General features: G+C 66.1%; 13 protein-coding genes. 2 read left to right on the forward strand and 11 right to left on the reverse strand.

Annotated features, from left to right (window positions below; translation table 11 throughout):
- Nucleotides 1–111 precede the first annotated feature (111 nt).
- From EFAMC2_RS05565 to carA, 5 genes are all read right to left on the reverse strand, one after another.
- A complete protein-coding gene (locus EFAMC2_RS05565; RefSeq protein WP_187325172.1) occupies nucleotides 112–1098 on the reverse strand; it encodes a nucleotidyl transferase AbiEii/AbiGii toxin family protein in 987 nt (328 codons plus the stop codon).
- A complete protein-coding gene (locus EFAMC2_RS05570) occupies nucleotides 1095–1736 on the reverse strand; it encodes a type IV toxin-antitoxin system AbiEi family antitoxin domain-containing protein (protein WP_154027856.1) in 642 nt (213 codons plus the stop codon). The genes EFAMC2_RS05565 and EFAMC2_RS05570 overlap by 4 nt, the downstream gene beginning before the upstream one ends.
- A gap of 230 nt (nucleotides 1737–1966) precedes the next feature.
- On the reverse strand, nucleotides 1967–2446 hold the full coding sequence (locus EFAMC2_RS05575) for a transposase (protein ID WP_154027857.1): 480 nt from the start codon (nucleotides 2444–2446) through the stop codon (nucleotides 1967–1969).
- 140 nt (nucleotides 2447–2586) lie between these two features.
- Nucleotides 2587–5796, reverse strand: a complete 3210-nt coding sequence (gene carB / locus EFAMC2_RS05580; RefSeq protein WP_154027858.1) for a carbamoyl-phosphate synthase large subunit — start codon at nucleotides 5794–5796, stop codon at nucleotides 2587–2589.
- Nucleotides 5797–7083, reverse strand: coding sequence for a glutamine-hydrolyzing carbamoyl-phosphate synthase small subunit (gene carA / locus EFAMC2_RS05585; protein WP_222838530.1), 1287 nt, complete (start codon nucleotides 7081–7083; stop codon nucleotides 5797–5799).
- 478 nt (nucleotides 7084–7561) lie between these two features.
- Between carA and EFAMC2_RS05590 the strand changes: the two genes are divergently transcribed.
- Nucleotides 7562–8545, forward strand: coding sequence for a hypothetical protein (locus tag EFAMC2_RS05590; protein ID WP_154027859.1), 984 nt, complete (start codon nucleotides 7562–7564; stop codon nucleotides 8543–8545).
- Between the two features lie 228 nt (nucleotides 8546–8773).
- On the opposite strand, the gene EFAMC2_RS05595 is transcribed toward EFAMC2_RS05590, so the two are convergent.
- The 3 genes from EFAMC2_RS05595 to ahpC form a co-directional block, all read right to left on the reverse strand.
- Nucleotides 8774–9496: a 5'-methylthioadenosine/adenosylhomocysteine nucleosidase gene (locus EFAMC2_RS05595; RefSeq protein WP_154027860.1), complete on the reverse strand. Its 723-nt coding sequence runs from the start codon at nucleotides 9494–9496 to the stop codon at nucleotides 8774–8776.
- 175 nt (nucleotides 9497–9671) lie between these two features.
- Nucleotides 9672–11354, reverse strand: coding sequence for an FAD-dependent oxidoreductase (locus EFAMC2_RS05600; RefSeq protein WP_154027861.1), 1683 nt, complete (start codon nucleotides 11352–11354; stop codon nucleotides 9672–9674).
- A gap of 1 nt (nucleotide 11355) precedes the next feature.
- Entirely contained in the window at nucleotides 11356–11919 is a 564-nt protein-coding gene (ahpC, locus tag EFAMC2_RS05605) for an alkyl hydroperoxide reductase subunit C (protein WP_154027862.1), read from the reverse strand.
- Between the two features lie 210 nt (nucleotides 11920–12129).
- Between ahpC and EFAMC2_RS05610 the strand changes: the two genes are divergently transcribed.
- The gene (locus EFAMC2_RS05610) at nucleotides 12130–12567 is read left to right on the forward strand and encodes a Fur family transcriptional regulator (RefSeq protein ID WP_154027863.1); all 438 of its coding nucleotides are present in this window, start codon (nucleotides 12130–12132) and stop codon (nucleotides 12565–12567) included.
- A gap of 247 nt (nucleotides 12568–12814) precedes the next feature.
- Here the strand turns inward: EFAMC2_RS05610 and EFAMC2_RS05615 are convergent, their stop codons facing one another.
- From EFAMC2_RS05615 to EFAMC2_RS05625, 3 genes are all read right to left on the reverse strand, one after another.
- Nucleotides 12815–15544, reverse strand: a complete 2730-nt coding sequence (locus EFAMC2_RS05615; RefSeq protein ID WP_154027864.1) for a ferrous iron transporter B — start codon at nucleotides 15542–15544, stop codon at nucleotides 12815–12817.
- Nucleotides 15545–15727: 183 nt separating this feature from the next.
- Nucleotides 15728–15955: a ferrous iron transport protein A gene (locus tag EFAMC2_RS05620; RefSeq protein ID WP_261980120.1), complete on the reverse strand. Its 228-nt coding sequence runs from the start codon at nucleotides 15953–15955 to the stop codon at nucleotides 15728–15730.
- Between the two features lie 107 nt (nucleotides 15956–16062).
- Nucleotides 16063–16305 carry a ferrous iron transport protein A gene (locus tag EFAMC2_RS05625; protein ID WP_154027865.1) on the reverse strand — a complete coding sequence of 81 codons (243 nt, stop codon included), beginning with the start codon at nucleotides 16303–16305 and terminating at the stop codon, nucleotides 16063–16065.
- Nucleotides 16306–16411 lie beyond the last annotated feature (106 nt).

The raw sequence follows: 16411 nt of genomic DNA on the forward strand, positions 1-16411 counted from the left end.
CGCGGCGACGCCTTGGACGTCCCGAGCGAGTCACCCGCGGGGTATTTGCACAGGATAGTCTTTTCGTTTCGGAATGGCGTAGAAATCTGAGTCAAACGTGTTACGGCTTCGTTACGCAGGCCAAATAACCCACGGCTTGTCCTTCGATTGGTGGGCAAGCGCCCGCGCGCACCCAGATGCTCCCGGACTGGACGCCCAGTCGAAGCGCCTCCCGTACAAGTGCCCACGTGCGTCCGGACGCTCCCATGGCGTCAGGGTGCCTCGCCAAGACTCCGGCCAAGCTCGCCCGCCGAGTGCCAACTCACTCGCCGCGTCGAAATCCCTGAAAGAAGTTGGCACATGGTTTCTCGTGGCGAACGTCTTGAAGCGTGCGCGCCATTCCCCGGGGGCTTTGAACTCCTTCGGAACGTCCATCTCGCGCTTCCCGCACTCGGCGCGAACCGCCAGGGCAAGCTGTGCCAGCTCGAAGCGCTCCGCGCTCGCATAGAACACGATGTCGACGAGGTCCTTCATCCTCGAAGAGGGCCAGCCGCCCGGATGCCGCTCCATAACGGCGCACAGTTTGTCCGCCAACTGGTCAGGAAGGGCGTAGAGCAGGTACTCGCGGCACGGCAAGCCGTCCAGCTCGATACGGTTGAGCGGCTTCATTCGCTCGGGCGGAAGCGTCGGCGTGCAGTCGAGCGAGAGGTCGATGAGAATGGGGTCCTTCTCCTGCTCTCCCACATACGTGGCGAACCTCAGCTTGAGCAACCTCGAATACCCGTTCTCGTCCATCGCCTCCTCATGCCGGGTCAGCACGAAGCGGCAAAAGTCGCCCAGGTCAAGCGCCGCCACATCTTCCATCTCGCGAAGGGCATCCTCTGCACTCACGCGAGGGCGGGCGGCGAAGTCGAGGTCGCGCGTGCTTCTTGCTCCGGGGATGCGGGCAAGGAGTCCGGAGCCACCCTTCAGGATGAAGCGGCCTTCCGGGTTGGAGAACACGCGACATAGAAACCGATCCCTTAGAGCCTGACGGTAGCCTTCGCCGAGACCCCCACCCGCCACATGCACCGCACGCTTCACGGCGCAATCGAACTCCGCGGGGGAATTAAAACTCATAGCTGCGCCTCCCCCAACAGCGCTCCAAACAATGGGTAGCCGGCGGGATGGCCGCATCTCGTCGCCACCTCATCTACCTTCTCGCAAACACTCGAGACAACGGAGTCGGGATTGTCGCGGAGGAAATCTCTCAAGGCGTTCGAGACGAGGCTCTCGTCCTCCCCGTCACGCAACAGGTCCAGAACGGTTCTCTCCGGGGAGGTGGTCGGTATCCCGGAGACTTGGACGATCTCGCCACGCACAAGGGATGCCTTGACCAAGCGCAGGCCAGGGCGCGCGCTCTGCCGGCGCTCGACGGACGTGAAGGTGATCGGCTCCGGGTTCAGCTCGCCCAGCCCCATGAGCCAGGCGGCCGTCCCACGGCTCGCCACCACGTCGCTTTCGTCACGTGCGCGCTCCCAGGCAGGCACTGCGCAGTCGAGGGCGAGCCACGCCGCATAGACGCGCTCCTCACGGAAGGAGGGCGCGGCGCAAGAGCGGTACACGCTGGACATCACGCGCTCGATGTGCCCGTTGCGCTCGAGCCTCGAGAGGGCGTGCCTGTCCACGCCCACAGCCTCAGCCCGCGCAGTCGTTACCAGCCCGCGCTGGGAGGCCATGAGATCGGAGAGTATGTTGAGGGCATCCAAAGCTTTCATGTGACAATTGTCACAGTAGTTTGTTACAAATCTAGATTGCAAGGGTGCATTGCAGCGTTTCTTTTCCGAGCTTGCGTGACATGTCGCGCTTGTTCGGAGTGGCAAGGCTACACCCGCACCGTCATCGAAGGTAGTGTCGCGATTGTTGGTGTAGAGCTCGGTTCTCGAGGGTAGCCGCAGACTGCCCGAGGAACCGAGAATCACCTGGAATGCCGTCGACTTAGCGCATGTCAGGCCGCCTTCCTGCCGGCAGCGGGGTTGTCGGCCGCGACGAGCGCGACGATCGCGGCCGCATGCTCGGCGGCGGTGCCCTCGTAGACGGGCGCGGGCGCGTTGGCCTCGGCGCCCTCGACGGCCCTGCCGACGGCGGTGACGGGCGCCGTCGACCGCACGCGGCCTGAATCCCCGCGCTTGACGTAGGTGGCGTCGAGCCGGACGTGGAGGTACTTGACGTCAGAGAGGACACGCCCCTGCAGGTCGGCGACCGCGTCGTCGGGCGAGGGGCACATCCTGGACACCTGGCCGGCGCCCATGCGACCCATGCCCATGGGCTGCGCCACGCGCCTCACCCTCCCCGCGGACACGCCGTCGGCCACCATCTTGGACACGGCGGCGATGGCCGCTTCCTGCTTTCTGCGGCAAGGGAAGCGGCCCCCTACGCCAATGTTCGGGACACTACCTCTAAATCCATCACCGGAGGGTTTAGGCATGATTATGCGCGCTTTGTTCGTGCACGGAACCTCCTGCGGCGGATGGGCACCGCACACGCAAAAGGGCCGCACGCCCGTAGACGTGCGGCCCCCCACGACAGCCGCAAACGCAGCCCACCGCCAACGAAAACGACCGAAGCCTACTTCAGGTCCTGCAGCGCCACCACGTCAAGCGACGTCTCGCGGGCCGTGCGGATGGCCTCGACCATGGCCTGGGCCGTGGCGAGGGTGGTGCAGTTCGTCACGCGGTAGCGCACGCACAGGGAGCGCAGCGTGTAGAAGTCGTCACGCGTGTCGTGGCCGCCCGGCGTGTTGATGATGAGCTTGATGTCGCCGCCAGAGATCATCGTGCCGATGTTCGGGCGCATCTCGCTCGTGCGGCGCACGCTCTTGCAGTCGATGCCCGCCGCGCGCAGGGCCTTGGCCGTGCCGGAGGTGCCCACGAGCTTGAAGCCCATGCCCACGAGGTCGCGGGCAACGGCCACGCAGGAGCGCTTGTCGCGATCGGTCACGGAGATGAACACCGTGCCCTTGGTGGGCAGGCCGTAGGAGATGGCCAGCTGCGTCTTGGCGTAGGCTGCCGGGAAGGTCTTGGCGATGCCCATGACCTCGCCCGTGGACTTCATCTCGGGGCCCAGCGTCATGTCGGCACCCGGGAAGCGATCGAACGGCAGCACGGCCTCCTTGCAGGCAAAGTAGTCGAACGTGCGGTCCTCCGCCGGCAGGTTCAGGTCGGCAATCTTGTCGCCGGCCATGATGTTGGCCGCCATGCGAGCCAGGGGCACGCCCGTGGACTTGCTCGAGAACGGCACCGTGCGACTCGCGCGCGGGTTGAGCTCGATCACATAGAGCTGGCCGTTGTGCACGGCGTACTGCACGTTGAGCGCGCCCACGACGTGACAGGCAAGCGCGAGCTTGTGCGTGGTCTCACGAATCTCGGCCACCATGGAGTCTGCCAGCGAGTACGGCGGCATGCAGCAGGCGGAGTCGCCGGAGTGGATGCCAGCCTCCTCGATCTGCTCGAGCACGCTGCCCACGTAGCACTGCTCGCCGTCGGCCAGGGCGTCAACGTCCAGCTCCACCGCGGAATCCAGGAAGGAGTCCAGGTAGATGGGGTGGTCCTTGGAGACGCGCGTGGCCGTCTCCATGTAGGCCTTGAGGTGCTTGGCGTCATAGGCGATAACCATGCCGCGGCCGCCGAGCACGTAGCTCGGGCGCACCAGCAGTGGGAAGCCGATGCGGTGGGCAACCTCGACGGCCTCATCGTAGGTCTCCGCCACGCCGCTCACGGGGTAGGCGATGCCCAGCTCGTCAAGCAGGGCGCTGAAGCGCTCGCGATCCTCGGCGAGGTCAAGGGCGTCGGGCTGGGTGCCCATGATGGGCACGCCTGCGGCCTTGAGGCGCGCGGCGAGGTTGATCGGCGTCTGGCCGCCCAGGGTGCAGATGACGCCCGCCGGCTGCTCCACGTCCACGATGTCCATGACGTCCTCGAACGTCAGCGGCTCGAAGTAGAGGCGGGCGGAGGTGTCGTAGTCCGTGGAGACGGTCTCGGGGTTGCAGTTGACCATGACCGTCTCATAGCCCTTGTCATGCAGGGCGTAGGCGGCGTGGCAGCAGCAGTAGTCGAACTCGATGCCCTGGCCGATGCGGTTGGGGCCGGCCGAGAGAATCATCGCGCGCGGCTTGGTGGCCTCACGGCGCTCGGAGTCGACGCCGGCGTAGGTCTTGTAGTGGTAGCTTGTGCGCGCGGGGAACTCGCCGCCGCAGGTGTCGACCGTCTTGATGACGGGCACGACGCCCTTGGCCTTGCGCCAGGCACGAACCTCGAGCTCGGTGGAGCCGCAGAAGTGCGCGATCTGCTCGTCGGAGAAGCCGAGCTCCTTGACGGCGCGCATGTCGCGCTCGGAGATGTCGGTGAGCTTGTGCTCGGAGAGCCACTTCTCAACCTTGACGAGGTTGTCAAGGTGCGAAAGGTACCAGTTGTCGATGCCGGTGAGGTCGTGGATGTCCTCGATGTCCCAGCCACGACGCAGGGCCTCGATCACGTAGAAGATGCGCTCCGGCGTGGGCACGGAGACCTTCTGGCGGAAGTCGGGCACGTCGAACATGGCGGGGTCGTCCGCGCCAAGCATGTTCTCGCCGATCTCGAGCGAGCGCATGGCCTTGTTGAAGCTCTCCTCGAAGGTGCGGCCGATGGCCATGACCTCGCCCACGGCCTTCATGCGCGTGGAGAGGGTGGTGTCGGTGCCCTTGAACTTCTCGAAGGCGAAGCGCGGGACCTTGACGACGCAGTAGTCGATGGACGGCTCGAAGCACGCCGGCGTGGCCTGCGTGATGTCGTTCATGATCTCGTCGAGCGAGAGGCCCACGGCGAGGCGGGCGGCAACCTTGGCGATCGGGAAGCCCGTTGCCTTGGAGGCCAGCGCCGAGGAGCGGCTCACGCGCGGGTTCATCTCGACCACGATGATGCGGCCGTCCTCCGGGTTCACGGCGAACTGGACGTTGGAGCCGCCCGTGGCCACGCCAACCTTCTCCAGGATGGCGAGCGAGTAGTCGCGGAGCTTCTGGAGCTCGGTGTCGGCGAGGGTCTGCGCCGGTGCCACGGTGATGGAGTCGCCGGTGTGGACACCCATGGGGTCGAGGTTCTCGATGGAGCAGATGACGATGCCGTTGCCCGCGGCGTCGCGCATCACCTCCATCTCGATCTCCTTCCAGCCCTGGATGGACTCCTCCACCAGGACCTCGCCCTCGGGCGACAGGTCGACACCCTGGGCCACGATGCGACGCAGGTCGTCCATGTCATAGGCGATGCCGCCGCCTGCACCGCCGAGCGTGAAGCTCGGGCGGATGATGACGGGGAAGCCCAGGTTCTCGACGATGCGCTCGGCGTCGGCCACGGAGTAGGCGAAGCCGCTGCGGCAGATGTGCAGACCGATGTCCTCCATGGCCTCGGCAAAGAGCTTGCGGTCCTCGCCGATGCGGATGGACTCGGTGTTGCAGCCGATGACCTCGACGTTGTACTTGGACAGCACGCCGCGCTCGTCGAGCTCGATGGCGCAGTTGAGGCCCGTCTGGCCGCCCATGTTGGGCAGCAGGGCGTCCGGGCGCTCCTTGGCGATGACCTTCTCGACGGCCTCGGCCGTGATGGGCTCCACGTAGGTGCGGTCGGCCTTGTTGGGGTCGGTCATGATCGTGGCCGGGTTGGAGTTCACGAGCACGACCTCGTAGCCGAGCGCCTTCAGGCTCTCGCACGCCTGGGTGCCCGAGTAGTCGAACTCGCACGCCTGGCCGATGACGATCGGGCCGCTTCCGATGACCAGGATCTTCTTGATGTCGGTACGCTTCGGCACTTAGAAGCGCCTCCCCTCGCGGACGTCGATGGCAAGGTAGTCGGGCACGCCCTCAATGAGCCTGCGGAACGCCTCAAACAGGTACACGGCGTCGTGCGGGCCGGGCGAGGCCTCGGGGTGGTACTGGACGGAGAAGCACGGCTGGTCGAGGAACTGGATGCCCTCGGGCGTGCCGTCGTTGAGATTCACGTGCGTGAGGCGGATGCGGCCAAACTGCTTGGACTCGACGACCGGCGCGATGCGACGCTCGCTCCAGAAGCGCCAGTCGGCAGAGCCGGTGGCCTTGAAGGCGTCCACCGTCTCCTGACCGCCGGAGAGCTCGGGCACGAAGTCGCCGATGGTCTGGAACTCCAGGCCATAGTTGTGGTTCTGGGCCGTGACCTCCACCATGCCGGAGAGCAGGTTCATGACAGGCTGGTTGCCGCCGTGGTGGCCGTACGGGAGCTTCTCGATCTGGGCGCCCGCGGCCTGGGAGATCATCTGGTGGCCAAGGCAGATGCCAAAGACGGGCACCTTGCCGATGAGCTTGGTGGCCTCGGCGTAGACGCTCGGCAGCTCGCGCGGGTCGCCAGGGCCGTTGGAGAGGAACACGCCATCGGGCTTGGCGGCAAGAATCTGCTCGGCCGTGGTGTCCCAGGGCACGACGCGCACGTCCAGGCCCACGCCCACGAGGCCGCGCAGAATGCCGCGCTTCTCGCCGCAGTCGAGGGCGATGACCTTGTAGGTCTTGCGCGGTTGGTCGAGGTCGACCTTTGCGGAGACCTCGTAGGGCTCCGGCGTGGAGACCTTGGCAACCCAGTTGGTCTCGGAGATGGAGGGGGCGGCCTTCACGCGGGCCACGAGGCTCGCAGGGTCCAGGTCCTCCGTGGAGATGGCGCAGCGCATGGTGCCCGCCTCGCGGACGTGGAGGGTGATCTCGCGCGTGTCCACGCCCTCGATGGCCACGATGCCGCGCTCGGCGAGGAAGTCGGGCAGGCTGCCCTCAGCGCGCCAGTTGTTGGGGGTGTGGCACATGTCGGCCACGACGACACCCGCAAGCGCCACGCCGTCGGACTGCATGTCGGCGGCGCAGACGCCGTAGTTGCCAATCTGCGGATAGGTGAACGCCACAACCTGGCCGGCGTAGGATGGGTCGGAGATGACCTCCTGGTAGCCGGACATGGACGTATTGAAGACGAGCTCGCCGAAGGTCTCGCCGGTAGCCCCGACCGAGAGTCCCTCGAACGTGGTTCCATCCTCGAGCGCAAGCAGCGCTCGGGCGGCCCCGGTTGCCAGCAGTGGGTTCACGCGTGCCCCTTTCTGTCAGGTGCAAGGCGCACGGCACAAAAAAGACGCCCGGACCATGTCCGACGGCGTCCCCACAAGACAGGCGCGTCTGTTCGTGACGTGCCCTTTGGCCCAACGTAACCACGACTTGTCCAACGTCGTGGCAGGCCCCGTGCCTTGCAGGTATCCCGTACCGTGCTTAAAGGTCGGTTGCTGAGTATACCCCCACAGGACCTCTTGGGGAGGCGAGAACAAGCCATGTCGTGACTTCGTGTGGATTGCCGCCGCGTGCCGGGGCGTACCTATACTCGTGTGCACCTCGCCCATGAAGCAGGCATTGGGGACAGACCCTTTTGCACGTTTTCTGAAAGCCGCCCGCCCGTCACGGACGCGAGGGGCAAGGAAGCGATGGCTCCGATGCGGCGGCTCCCCGCCCAGAGGAAGTCCAAGCTCGCGGCCAGCCTGCGGCACGCGAGGCATCGACTCTTTGGAGGTTAACGTGGCAGGAACGCAACAAGGGGACGCCGGAGAGAGCAAGAGGCCCGCCGTCTTCAAGGACCTCTCGATGGCGCAGGTCATAGCCGGTGCGCTCGCGTCTGTGACGTCGATGCTGCTCACCGAGCAGATTGGTATCGCGGGCGGTATCATCGGCGTAATCGTGAGCTCGGTGGCCTACACGGTCACCGCCAAGGTGTACGGCAACATGCTCGCGAGCTCCGGCGAGAAGCTCCGGGACCACCTTGGCTCGGACGTCACCGAGCGCATCTCCCCCACCACGCCGGCGCATGAGGCATGCCGCACCGAGTCTGCCGGCGGCACTCGCCTCATGCCACGGCCCGCGAACGCCGAGCCGGGTACGAGACGTCACGCCGTGCGTGGCACCGACCCACGCGCGGAGGCAACCCGCCGCGTCGCGCTCGACTCCGAGCAGTCTCTGGACCTCACCGCCGAGGGTGGCCGCATCGCCCCGCCTGCGCTCCGGGCGCAAGCGGCGGACAAGCGCCAGGCCGAGACGCGCAAGAAGGTCATCATCGTCTCCGTGGTGGCGGCCCTTGCCGCCATGGCCGTCTCCGCCCTGCTCGTGACCGCCCTCACGGCAGGAAACGGCCTGGGAACCAAGCCCTCCCAGATCAACTCCGCAAGCGTGGCGGTGACTGACGAGGCGGCCGGCACGAAGGCCGCGACAACGCACGCCACCAAGACCGAGGACCCGACGGCGAAGACCGCCGAGGCGGAGACCACGACATCCTCCAGCAAGGCCGAGGCCACGACGCAGAACGCTTCCGACTCCTCGAGTGACGCAGGCAACTCCGGCTCCGCGCCCGCGGGCAACGCCACCACAGGCGGGGCCGGCGCCTCTACGGGCTCAGGCTCCGGCAGTGCCTCTTCGCCCCAGACCCAGCAGGGGGCTTCGACGCCCACCGCAAAGACCGAGGCCACCTCTGCCTCCGCCGCGCCGGATGCCAAGGCGAGCGCCCGGTAGCGGGCGGCGGACGCTCGGCGGGCGGCTGACAACAGCCGCCTGGCAGCCGCTCCACCAGCGGGCAATGGCGAACAACTGACCACCCAACGAGCAAGGCCCGGTGCCACATGATTGGCACCGGGCCTTGCCTGTTGAGCATCTAGAAATAGAAGCCGAGAGGCGCACCGGAACACAAGGGCCTAGTTTTCGCAGGTCTCGGCGATGCCTTCCGAGACCTGCCGAACACGCCTACTCCCCACAAACCGTGGCAATGCGCGGCAGGGCCACCAGCACGATCGCGGCGCAGTGGGCAGCGGCCACCCTCTCGAACGTGGGGTAGTCCACGCTGCCCGAGTCATCGGCCTTGTCGGAGATGACGCGCACCACCACGAAGGGCACGCCGTTCAGGTGGCACACATGCGCAATCGAGGCGCCCTCCATCTCGCAGCACAGGCCGCCAAAGGTGTCGATGATGCGACGTTTGGCAGCAGACGAGCCAATGAACTGGTCGCCAGAGCAGACACGTCCCTCGAACACGTGGACGTCGTCCGCCGCGCCCTCGACCGCCGCAACCACCGCTTCGCGGAGGTTGGCATCCGCCTCAAAGGCAATAAGACGCAGGTCGGGGTGCTCGCCCGGCTTGTAGCCGAGCGGCGTAACGTCCATGTCGTGCTCGACGGCATCGGTTGAGACCACAAGATCGCCAATCTCGATGCGGGCGTCGAGCGAGCCGGCGACGCCGGTGTTGATCACGTGGGTGACGCCATAGCGATCCGCAAGGGCCTGCGCGCACACGGCCGCGTTGACCTTGCCGACGCCACAGCGCACAACCACGACGTCAACGCCCTCGAGCGTGCCTGCCACGTACTCGTTGCCTGCGATGACCGTCGTCTGCGCGCCCTGCACCTTGCTCTTAAGGTACGAGACCTCCGAGTCCATCGCACCGATGATGCCCACCTTGATTGCGGCCATGGCCCTCCCCCTTCGCGGTTCTGTCGTCGACGCAACATCGTAGCGCGCCCGCTCGCGCCGCCGCAAACCGGGCGCCTCGATGCCATCCGCGGCACGCCTGCGGCGCCACTCGAGCGGACCCATCCGAAGGCCGCCCGCGGCGCCACTCGCGGGGCAACACAAGCCGCCCGGCCTGCTAGCCGATGAGCGACAGAATCTGGCTGAGGCCCTTCTTGCCAAAGGAGACCTGCTCGGACTTGCCATCCTCGTCAATCACGAGGCAAGGCACGCTCATGACGTTGTACTGGTCCTTGAGGCCCTCGAAGTGGTTGATGTCGTAGACGTCGGCCGTGACCTTGGCGTTGTCCGCGGCGATACGCTGCGCGGCCGTCACCACCTCGGGGCACATGGTGCACGAGAGGCCCACGAGCACGCGCAGGCGCACGTGACGGTCGATGCCCGCGATGGCGGCGCGGTCCTCCTCGGCGATGGGCTGGCCGGGACCGGCGGCGTTGTAGAGGCCGAGGACGAAGCTCGTGAACTCGTGGCCACCCGGCACGCCGTGGAAGGCAAGCCCCGTGGCGGTGCCGTCGGCGCGGCACACCTCGACGTAGGGAAGCTCGGCCTCGCCGTCGGCGGAGGTGTCGGCGTGCTTCACCGTGAGCTTGTCCGTGAGTTTCGCGAGCTCGCCCATATAGCCCTCGAGCTCGGAGGAGACGGGACGCTCGTCGAGGTGCAGCGAGAGCACGAGCGGGTTGGCCATGCGCTCGAACACGGCATTGAGCTGGGCGAGCATGGACTCGTCGAACAGCTCGCTCGCCGAGGCGGTCGAGGCCTGCTCGCCCTCGGTGGCAGGCTTGGGCGCGGCGGCGTCGGGCTCCGTCGCCTGCGGGGGGCTCACGGGCGCCTGGGGCACGAGACCCGTGCGCTCCTGCGCGGCCTTGAGGTAACGCTCCATCTCGGTTGCGGTCGTGGCCGCCTGGCCCACGGCCGTGGCCACCTGACGCAGGGGCTTCACGCACACGTCGCCGGCCGCGAACAGGCCGTCCGCCGTGGTGGCCTGGTGCGCGTCGGTGAGGATGTAGCCGCGCTCGTCCGTCTTGGCGATGCCATGGGCAAGCTCGGTGGCAGGCGCGTAGCCCACGAAGACGAAGATGCCGAAGGTCTCCCCGGGCCTGGCCTCGAAGGCGGTCTCATCCCCCGTCTTGACGTTGCGATAGACGAGCTTGCGCAGGGCCGTGTCGCCCGAGGCCTCCACAACCTCGGTGTTGTAGAGCACCGAGATCTTATCGTTGGACTTGGCCTCCTCGGCGGCAGCGGGCGCGCAGGTGAAGTCCTCGTCACGCACGAGGATGGTGACGTGGCGCGCGTACTTGGTGAGGAACACGCTCTCCTCCGCCGCCGCGAATCCGCCGCCAACCACGAAGACGTCCTTGCCGGCGAAGAACTCGCCGTCACAGGTGGCGCAGTAGGCAACGCCGTGGCCGCGGAACTCGTCCTCGCCCTTGAAGCCCACGTGGCGCGGGGACGCGCCCGTAGCCATCAGCACGCCAAAGCAGGGGATGTCGCCCTTGGTGGTGTGAACGTGCTTGATGTTGCCCGCCATGCCCAGGCCCGTGACCTCGGCGAGCATGAACTCGGCGCCAAAGGCCTCGGCCTGGCGCCGCATCGTGGCGGTGAGCTCCTTGCCGGAAGTGGAGAACACGCCCGGGTAGTTCACAACCTCGTCGGTGATGGTAATCTGCCCGCCAAAGCGCTCCCTCTCAACCACGAGTACGCGGTAGCGGGCGCGGGCCAGATAGATGGCCGCCGTGAGGCCGGCGGGGCCGCCGCCCACGATGACGGCGTCATAGAGCTTGGTGACGTCAATGTCTGCCATATTACAGCTGGCCGACGAGGTCCAGGCTCGGCTTCAGGGTCTCCGCACCCGGCTGCCACTTGGCGGGGCAGACCTGGTCGCCGTGTTCGGCAACGAACTTGGCGGCCTGGACGAGGCGCAGGAGCTCCTTGGCGTTGCGGCCGATGCCGCCGGCGTTGACCTGGTAGACCTGAATCTTGCCCTCGGGGTCGACGATGAAGGCGCCACGCTCGGCCAGGCCGTCCGGCTCGATCAGGACATCGAAGTCACGGGCGAGGACGTGCGCCGGGTCGGCGAGCATCGGGTAGGCGACCTTCTTGATGCGCTCGGACTCGTCGTGCCACGCCTTGTGGACGAAGTGGGTGTCGGTGGAGACGGAGTAGATCTCGCAGCCCTCGGCCTTGAAGGCGTCGTAGTTCTCAGCGAGCTCCTCGAGCTCGGTGGGGCACACGAAAGTGAAGTCTGCGGGATAGAAGAAGAACAGGGACCAGTGACCAAGGACGTCGGCCTTGGAAACGGTCTTGAACTCGTCATTCTGGAAGGCCTGAACGGTGAAGTCGCCGACCTCGCGTCCAATCTGGGACATGGTGAGCTCCTTTGCTCGTCATAGGGAGTCTCCGAAACCCGGCGGGCACCGGCTCGCTCCCCTTTGCGATACCGCACATATATGGTACAAGGTTGGTATCGCTTGCTCTTATTAGTACTGGGTCCTATTATTGGGATACTCACTTGTAAGTCAAGGGCAACTTGTAAGTTTTCGGCCAAGAAATCCAATCGCCCGACGGGAGGGATGCACATGCCACGGACGAGCACGCCCCAAGAGGCAACCGCGAAGCCCCGCAGGAACACGAAGCAGCGCCAGCTGGTGCTCGACGCCGTGCGCTCGCGCCGCGACCATCCCACTGCAGACGAGATCTACCTTGCCGTTCGCGAGCAGGACGACCACATCAGCCGGGGGACGGTCTACCGCAACCTCAACCTACTTGCCGGCGAGGGCGAGATCCAGGCGGTCCACGTCAAGGGCGGGGATCGCTTTGACCTCCGCCGGGACCGTCACCCCCACATCGTCTGCCGCGAGTGCGGGCGCGTCGTGGACGCACCCATCCCCTACGATGACGAGCTCGACGACGCGCTCGCCACCGAGACGGGCTACGCGTTCACGAGTCACGTGACCACGTTCATGGGCCTCTGCCCCGAGTGCCAGGCGCGGGACGCGCAAGCCTCGCAGCCCTAGGCCACGGCAAGCACCGGCCCGCCAGGCCCTCCGGTCAATCCCCCACGCAATGCCACGCCCCGGCCACCTCCTCGGTGACCGGGGCGTTATTTGGGACAGACCCATCTGCAGGCTTTCTGAAAGCCTATTCAGAAAACTTGCAGATGGGTCTGCCCCCAATGACAAGGGCGCCGCACCTCCGGAGAGATGCGGCGCCCTGTTGTGCGCGAGCTAGCTCACACGCGCAAGTTCAGCCACAAAGGAGAGCTTACTTCTCGGCCCCCGCGAGGGAGTCGAGGATGTGCTCGTCCTTGCCGTCGAACTTAGGCGCCGGACGGAACACCTGGAAGATGATGCCAGCCAGCGCGAGGAACGCGATGATGGTCCAGAAGCCGAAGTTGCCGAGGACGAAGAGCTCCCAGAGCTGGTTGATGATCATGCCAACAACCCAGCCGAAGCCGCACTGATAGCCGATGGCAGCCCAGAACCACTTCGGGTCGTCCATCTGACGACGGATGGTGCCCATGGCAGCGAAGCACGGAGCGTCGAGCATGTTGAACGCCACGAACGCGCACATGGCGCCAGCGTGGAGGACACCAGAGGCATCGGTGAACATGCCAGCGAAGCCGTTCCACATGGAAACGGAGTTCTCGGTGGCATCGCCCAGACCGTAGAGGACGCCGAACGTGGAGACCAGGTTCTCCTTGGCGATGAGGGCGGAGATGGAAGCCGCGGCGGCCTGCCAGCTGTCAGCACCGAGCGGGGCAAAGATGATGCCGAGGGTGCCACCGATGCCGGCGAGGACAGAGTAGTCCATGTAGTCGTCGCCAACGCCGTCCATGCCAGGCAGGTAGCCGAAGGAGCCGGTGCCGCCGTCCCAGCCAGAGACGCCGAAGTTGGAGAGGAACCAGATGCCCACGGCAGCGGCGAAGATGATCGTGCCGGCCTTCTTGATGTAACCGGAGAGGCGCTCCCAGATGTGCAGCCACCAGGACTTGATGGACGGCATGTGGTAGTCGGGGAGCTCCATGACGAACGGGGCGGGCTCGCCCTCGAAGGGCTTCGTCTTCTTCAGCATGATGCCGGAGATGATGATGGCGAAGACGCCGAGGAAGTAGAACATCGGGGCAACCCACCAGGCGTCAGAGCCGCCGATGAGGACGCCCATGACCAGCGCGATGATCGGCTGCTTGGCGCCGCAGGGGATCATGGTGGTCAGCATGGCCGTCATACGACGGTCCTTCTCGTTCTCAATGGTCTTCGTGGCAAGGACGCCCGGGACGCCGCAGCCAGAGGAGACGAGCATCGGGATGAAGGACTTGCCGGAGAGGCCGAAGCGACGGAACACGCGGTCCATGACGAAGGCGACACGGCTCATGTAGCCGCAGTCCTCGAGGAAGCAGAGGAGCACGAAGAGGACGAACATCTGCGGGATGAAGCCCAGGACGGAGCCCACGCCGCCGATGACGCCGTCAACCACGAGCGAGATCACGACGTCGGAGGTGCCGATGGAGGTCAGCCAGTCGGTCACGGCCGTCGGGATGGAGGGCACGTAGCCGTCGTAGTCGGCGGGATCCGGGGCGTTCTCGGTGGCGTCGACGGCGGCGGTGAAGTCGTCGGCCGTGACGGACGGAACGGTCACGAGCTCCATGCCCTCGTCAACGGCAGCCTCGGCGTCGGCAGCGTCGGCGTCGCCGGAGACAGAGGTGATTGCCTCGGGCTCGGCGTCGTCGCCGGCGGAGGGGTCAACCTCCATGTAGTTGCCGTCAGCGTCGTGCGCGGGCACGTCGGTGGCCTCGACGTTGGCAGCCGTGGCCTCGGAGACGAAGTTGTCGACGACGGCCTGGGAGTCGGCGTCCTCGGGGTCCTCCTGGAGGGCCGCGACGGCGTCGGAGACCTCGGTGGCGCCGTCCTCGTCAACCACGCCAGCATCCTGGGCGGCGGCGATGTAGCCGTCGATCTGGTCCTGGTAGTAGTTGGAGTCGTAGTCGTCCTGAGCCTCGGTGTAGGCCTCCTCGCCGGCACCGCTCACAAAGAAGCCGTCGGAGAAGAGGTTGTCGTTCACCCAGTCAGTACCGGCGGTACCAACGGTGGAGATGGCGATGTAGTACACGAGGAACATCACGACGACGAAGATCGGGAGACCGAGGATTCGGTTGGTAACGACCTTGTCGATCTTCTCGGAGGTGGTGAGCTTCTTGGGTGCCTTCACGACGCAGGCGTCCATGACGCGGGCGATCCACTCGTAACGGTCCGAGGTGATGATGGACTCGGCGTCGTCCTCGCGAGAGGTCTCGACGGCCTTGACGAGCTTCTCGAACTCCTCAAGCTCGGCGTCGGAGAGGTCGAGCGGCTTGATGGCGGCGGCGTCGCGCTCGAACACCTTGATGGCGAACCAGCGGACGAGCGTCTCGTCGCACTTGCCCTTGATGCCAGCCTCGATCTTGTCGAGCGCATCCTCGACCTCGCTGGAGAAGACGTGGACCGGCGTGGTGGCCTTGCCGGCCTTGGCGGCCTCGATGGCGGTCTTCACGAGCGTGTCGGTGTTGGTCTCGCGCAGGGCGGAGACCTGAACCACGGCGCAGCCGAGCTCCTTGGAGAGGGCGTCGGTATCGATCTTGTCGCCGCTCTTCTCGAGGAGGTCGAGCATGTTGAGGCCGAGGACGACCGGCAGGCCGCACTCGAGGATCTGCGTGGTGAGGTAGAGGTTACGCTCGAGGTTCGTCGAGTCGACGAGGTCGATGACGGCCTGCGGGCGGTTCTGAATCAGGTAGTCGCGCGAGACGATCTCCTCGGGCGAGTACGGAGAAAGCGAATAAATGCCGGGAAGGTCGGTGAAGGTGACGGCCTTGTCGCCACGCCACGCGGCCTCCTTCTTCTCGACCGTGACGCCGGGCCAGTTGCCGACGTAGCCGTTCGAGCCGGTTAGGGCGTTGAACAGCGTGGTCTTGCCGCAGTTAGGGTTACCTGCGAGCGCAATGTACATGCGGTCTTCCATGACTCCCTTTCCTCTATGTTGCCGGGGGCGGGGTCGGCCCCCTGGGCCCGCTTGGGCGGACTCATTACGTTTGGCGCGCACGTCCCCACGCGTCACGCCACGCTCGGATCGAGCTCCGAGGTCCGGCCGCTGAGTTGCAGCCGGAGGGTCGCGTCCTCACCTTGTGGCTCGGACGGGACGACGTTACTCCGGGTCGACGTCGACCTTCTCCGCCTCATCCTTGCGGATGGACAGCTCGTAGCCACGGACGTTGACCTGGATGGGGTCGCCGAGCGGGGCCACCTTGACCACCTTGACCTTGGCGCCCTTGGTGAGGCCCATGTCCATGATGCGGCGCTTGACGGCGCCGGTGCCGGTGAGTGCCTTCACCGTGCACGAGGACCCGACGGGGATGTCCCTGAGCGTAGTCACCTTTTCCCTCTCCTTCTCTCTTGCCGGCGCCTGGGCGCCGGCGACGAACGACATATCGAGCACCGGGCGCACCCGATGCCGCAAGCGCCCCGAAGGACGCGAATGCGCTAGTCCTCAGTGGTGGTGTAGACGTGCATGGCCGTGGCGTGGTCGACGCCAAGTTGCGCGCCCTTCACCTTGACGATGCTGCCGGAGGCGCCCGTCTGGGTGATGACATGGACCTCGGCGCCCTCGACGAAGCCGAGGTTCTCGAGGTGACGACGCATCTCGTCGTTGCCGCTTACGCGAACCACGCGGACCTTCTCGCCCTCGTGGACCATGGCGAGCGGAAGCTGTGCGCCTGCCGACATTGGCTGCCCCTTCCCGATGTCTCCGCACGGGAAAACGGCAACCGACCGAAGGGGGTCGCGTTGCCGTTTGAACCGCACTTTCTGCCGCCTACCGGCAGAAAAAGGG

It is taken from the genome of Olsenella uli (genome assembly GCF_901212655.1).
Lineage (GTDB): Bacteria > Actinomycetota > Coriobacteriia > Coriobacteriales > Atopobiaceae > Parolsenella > Parolsenella uli_A.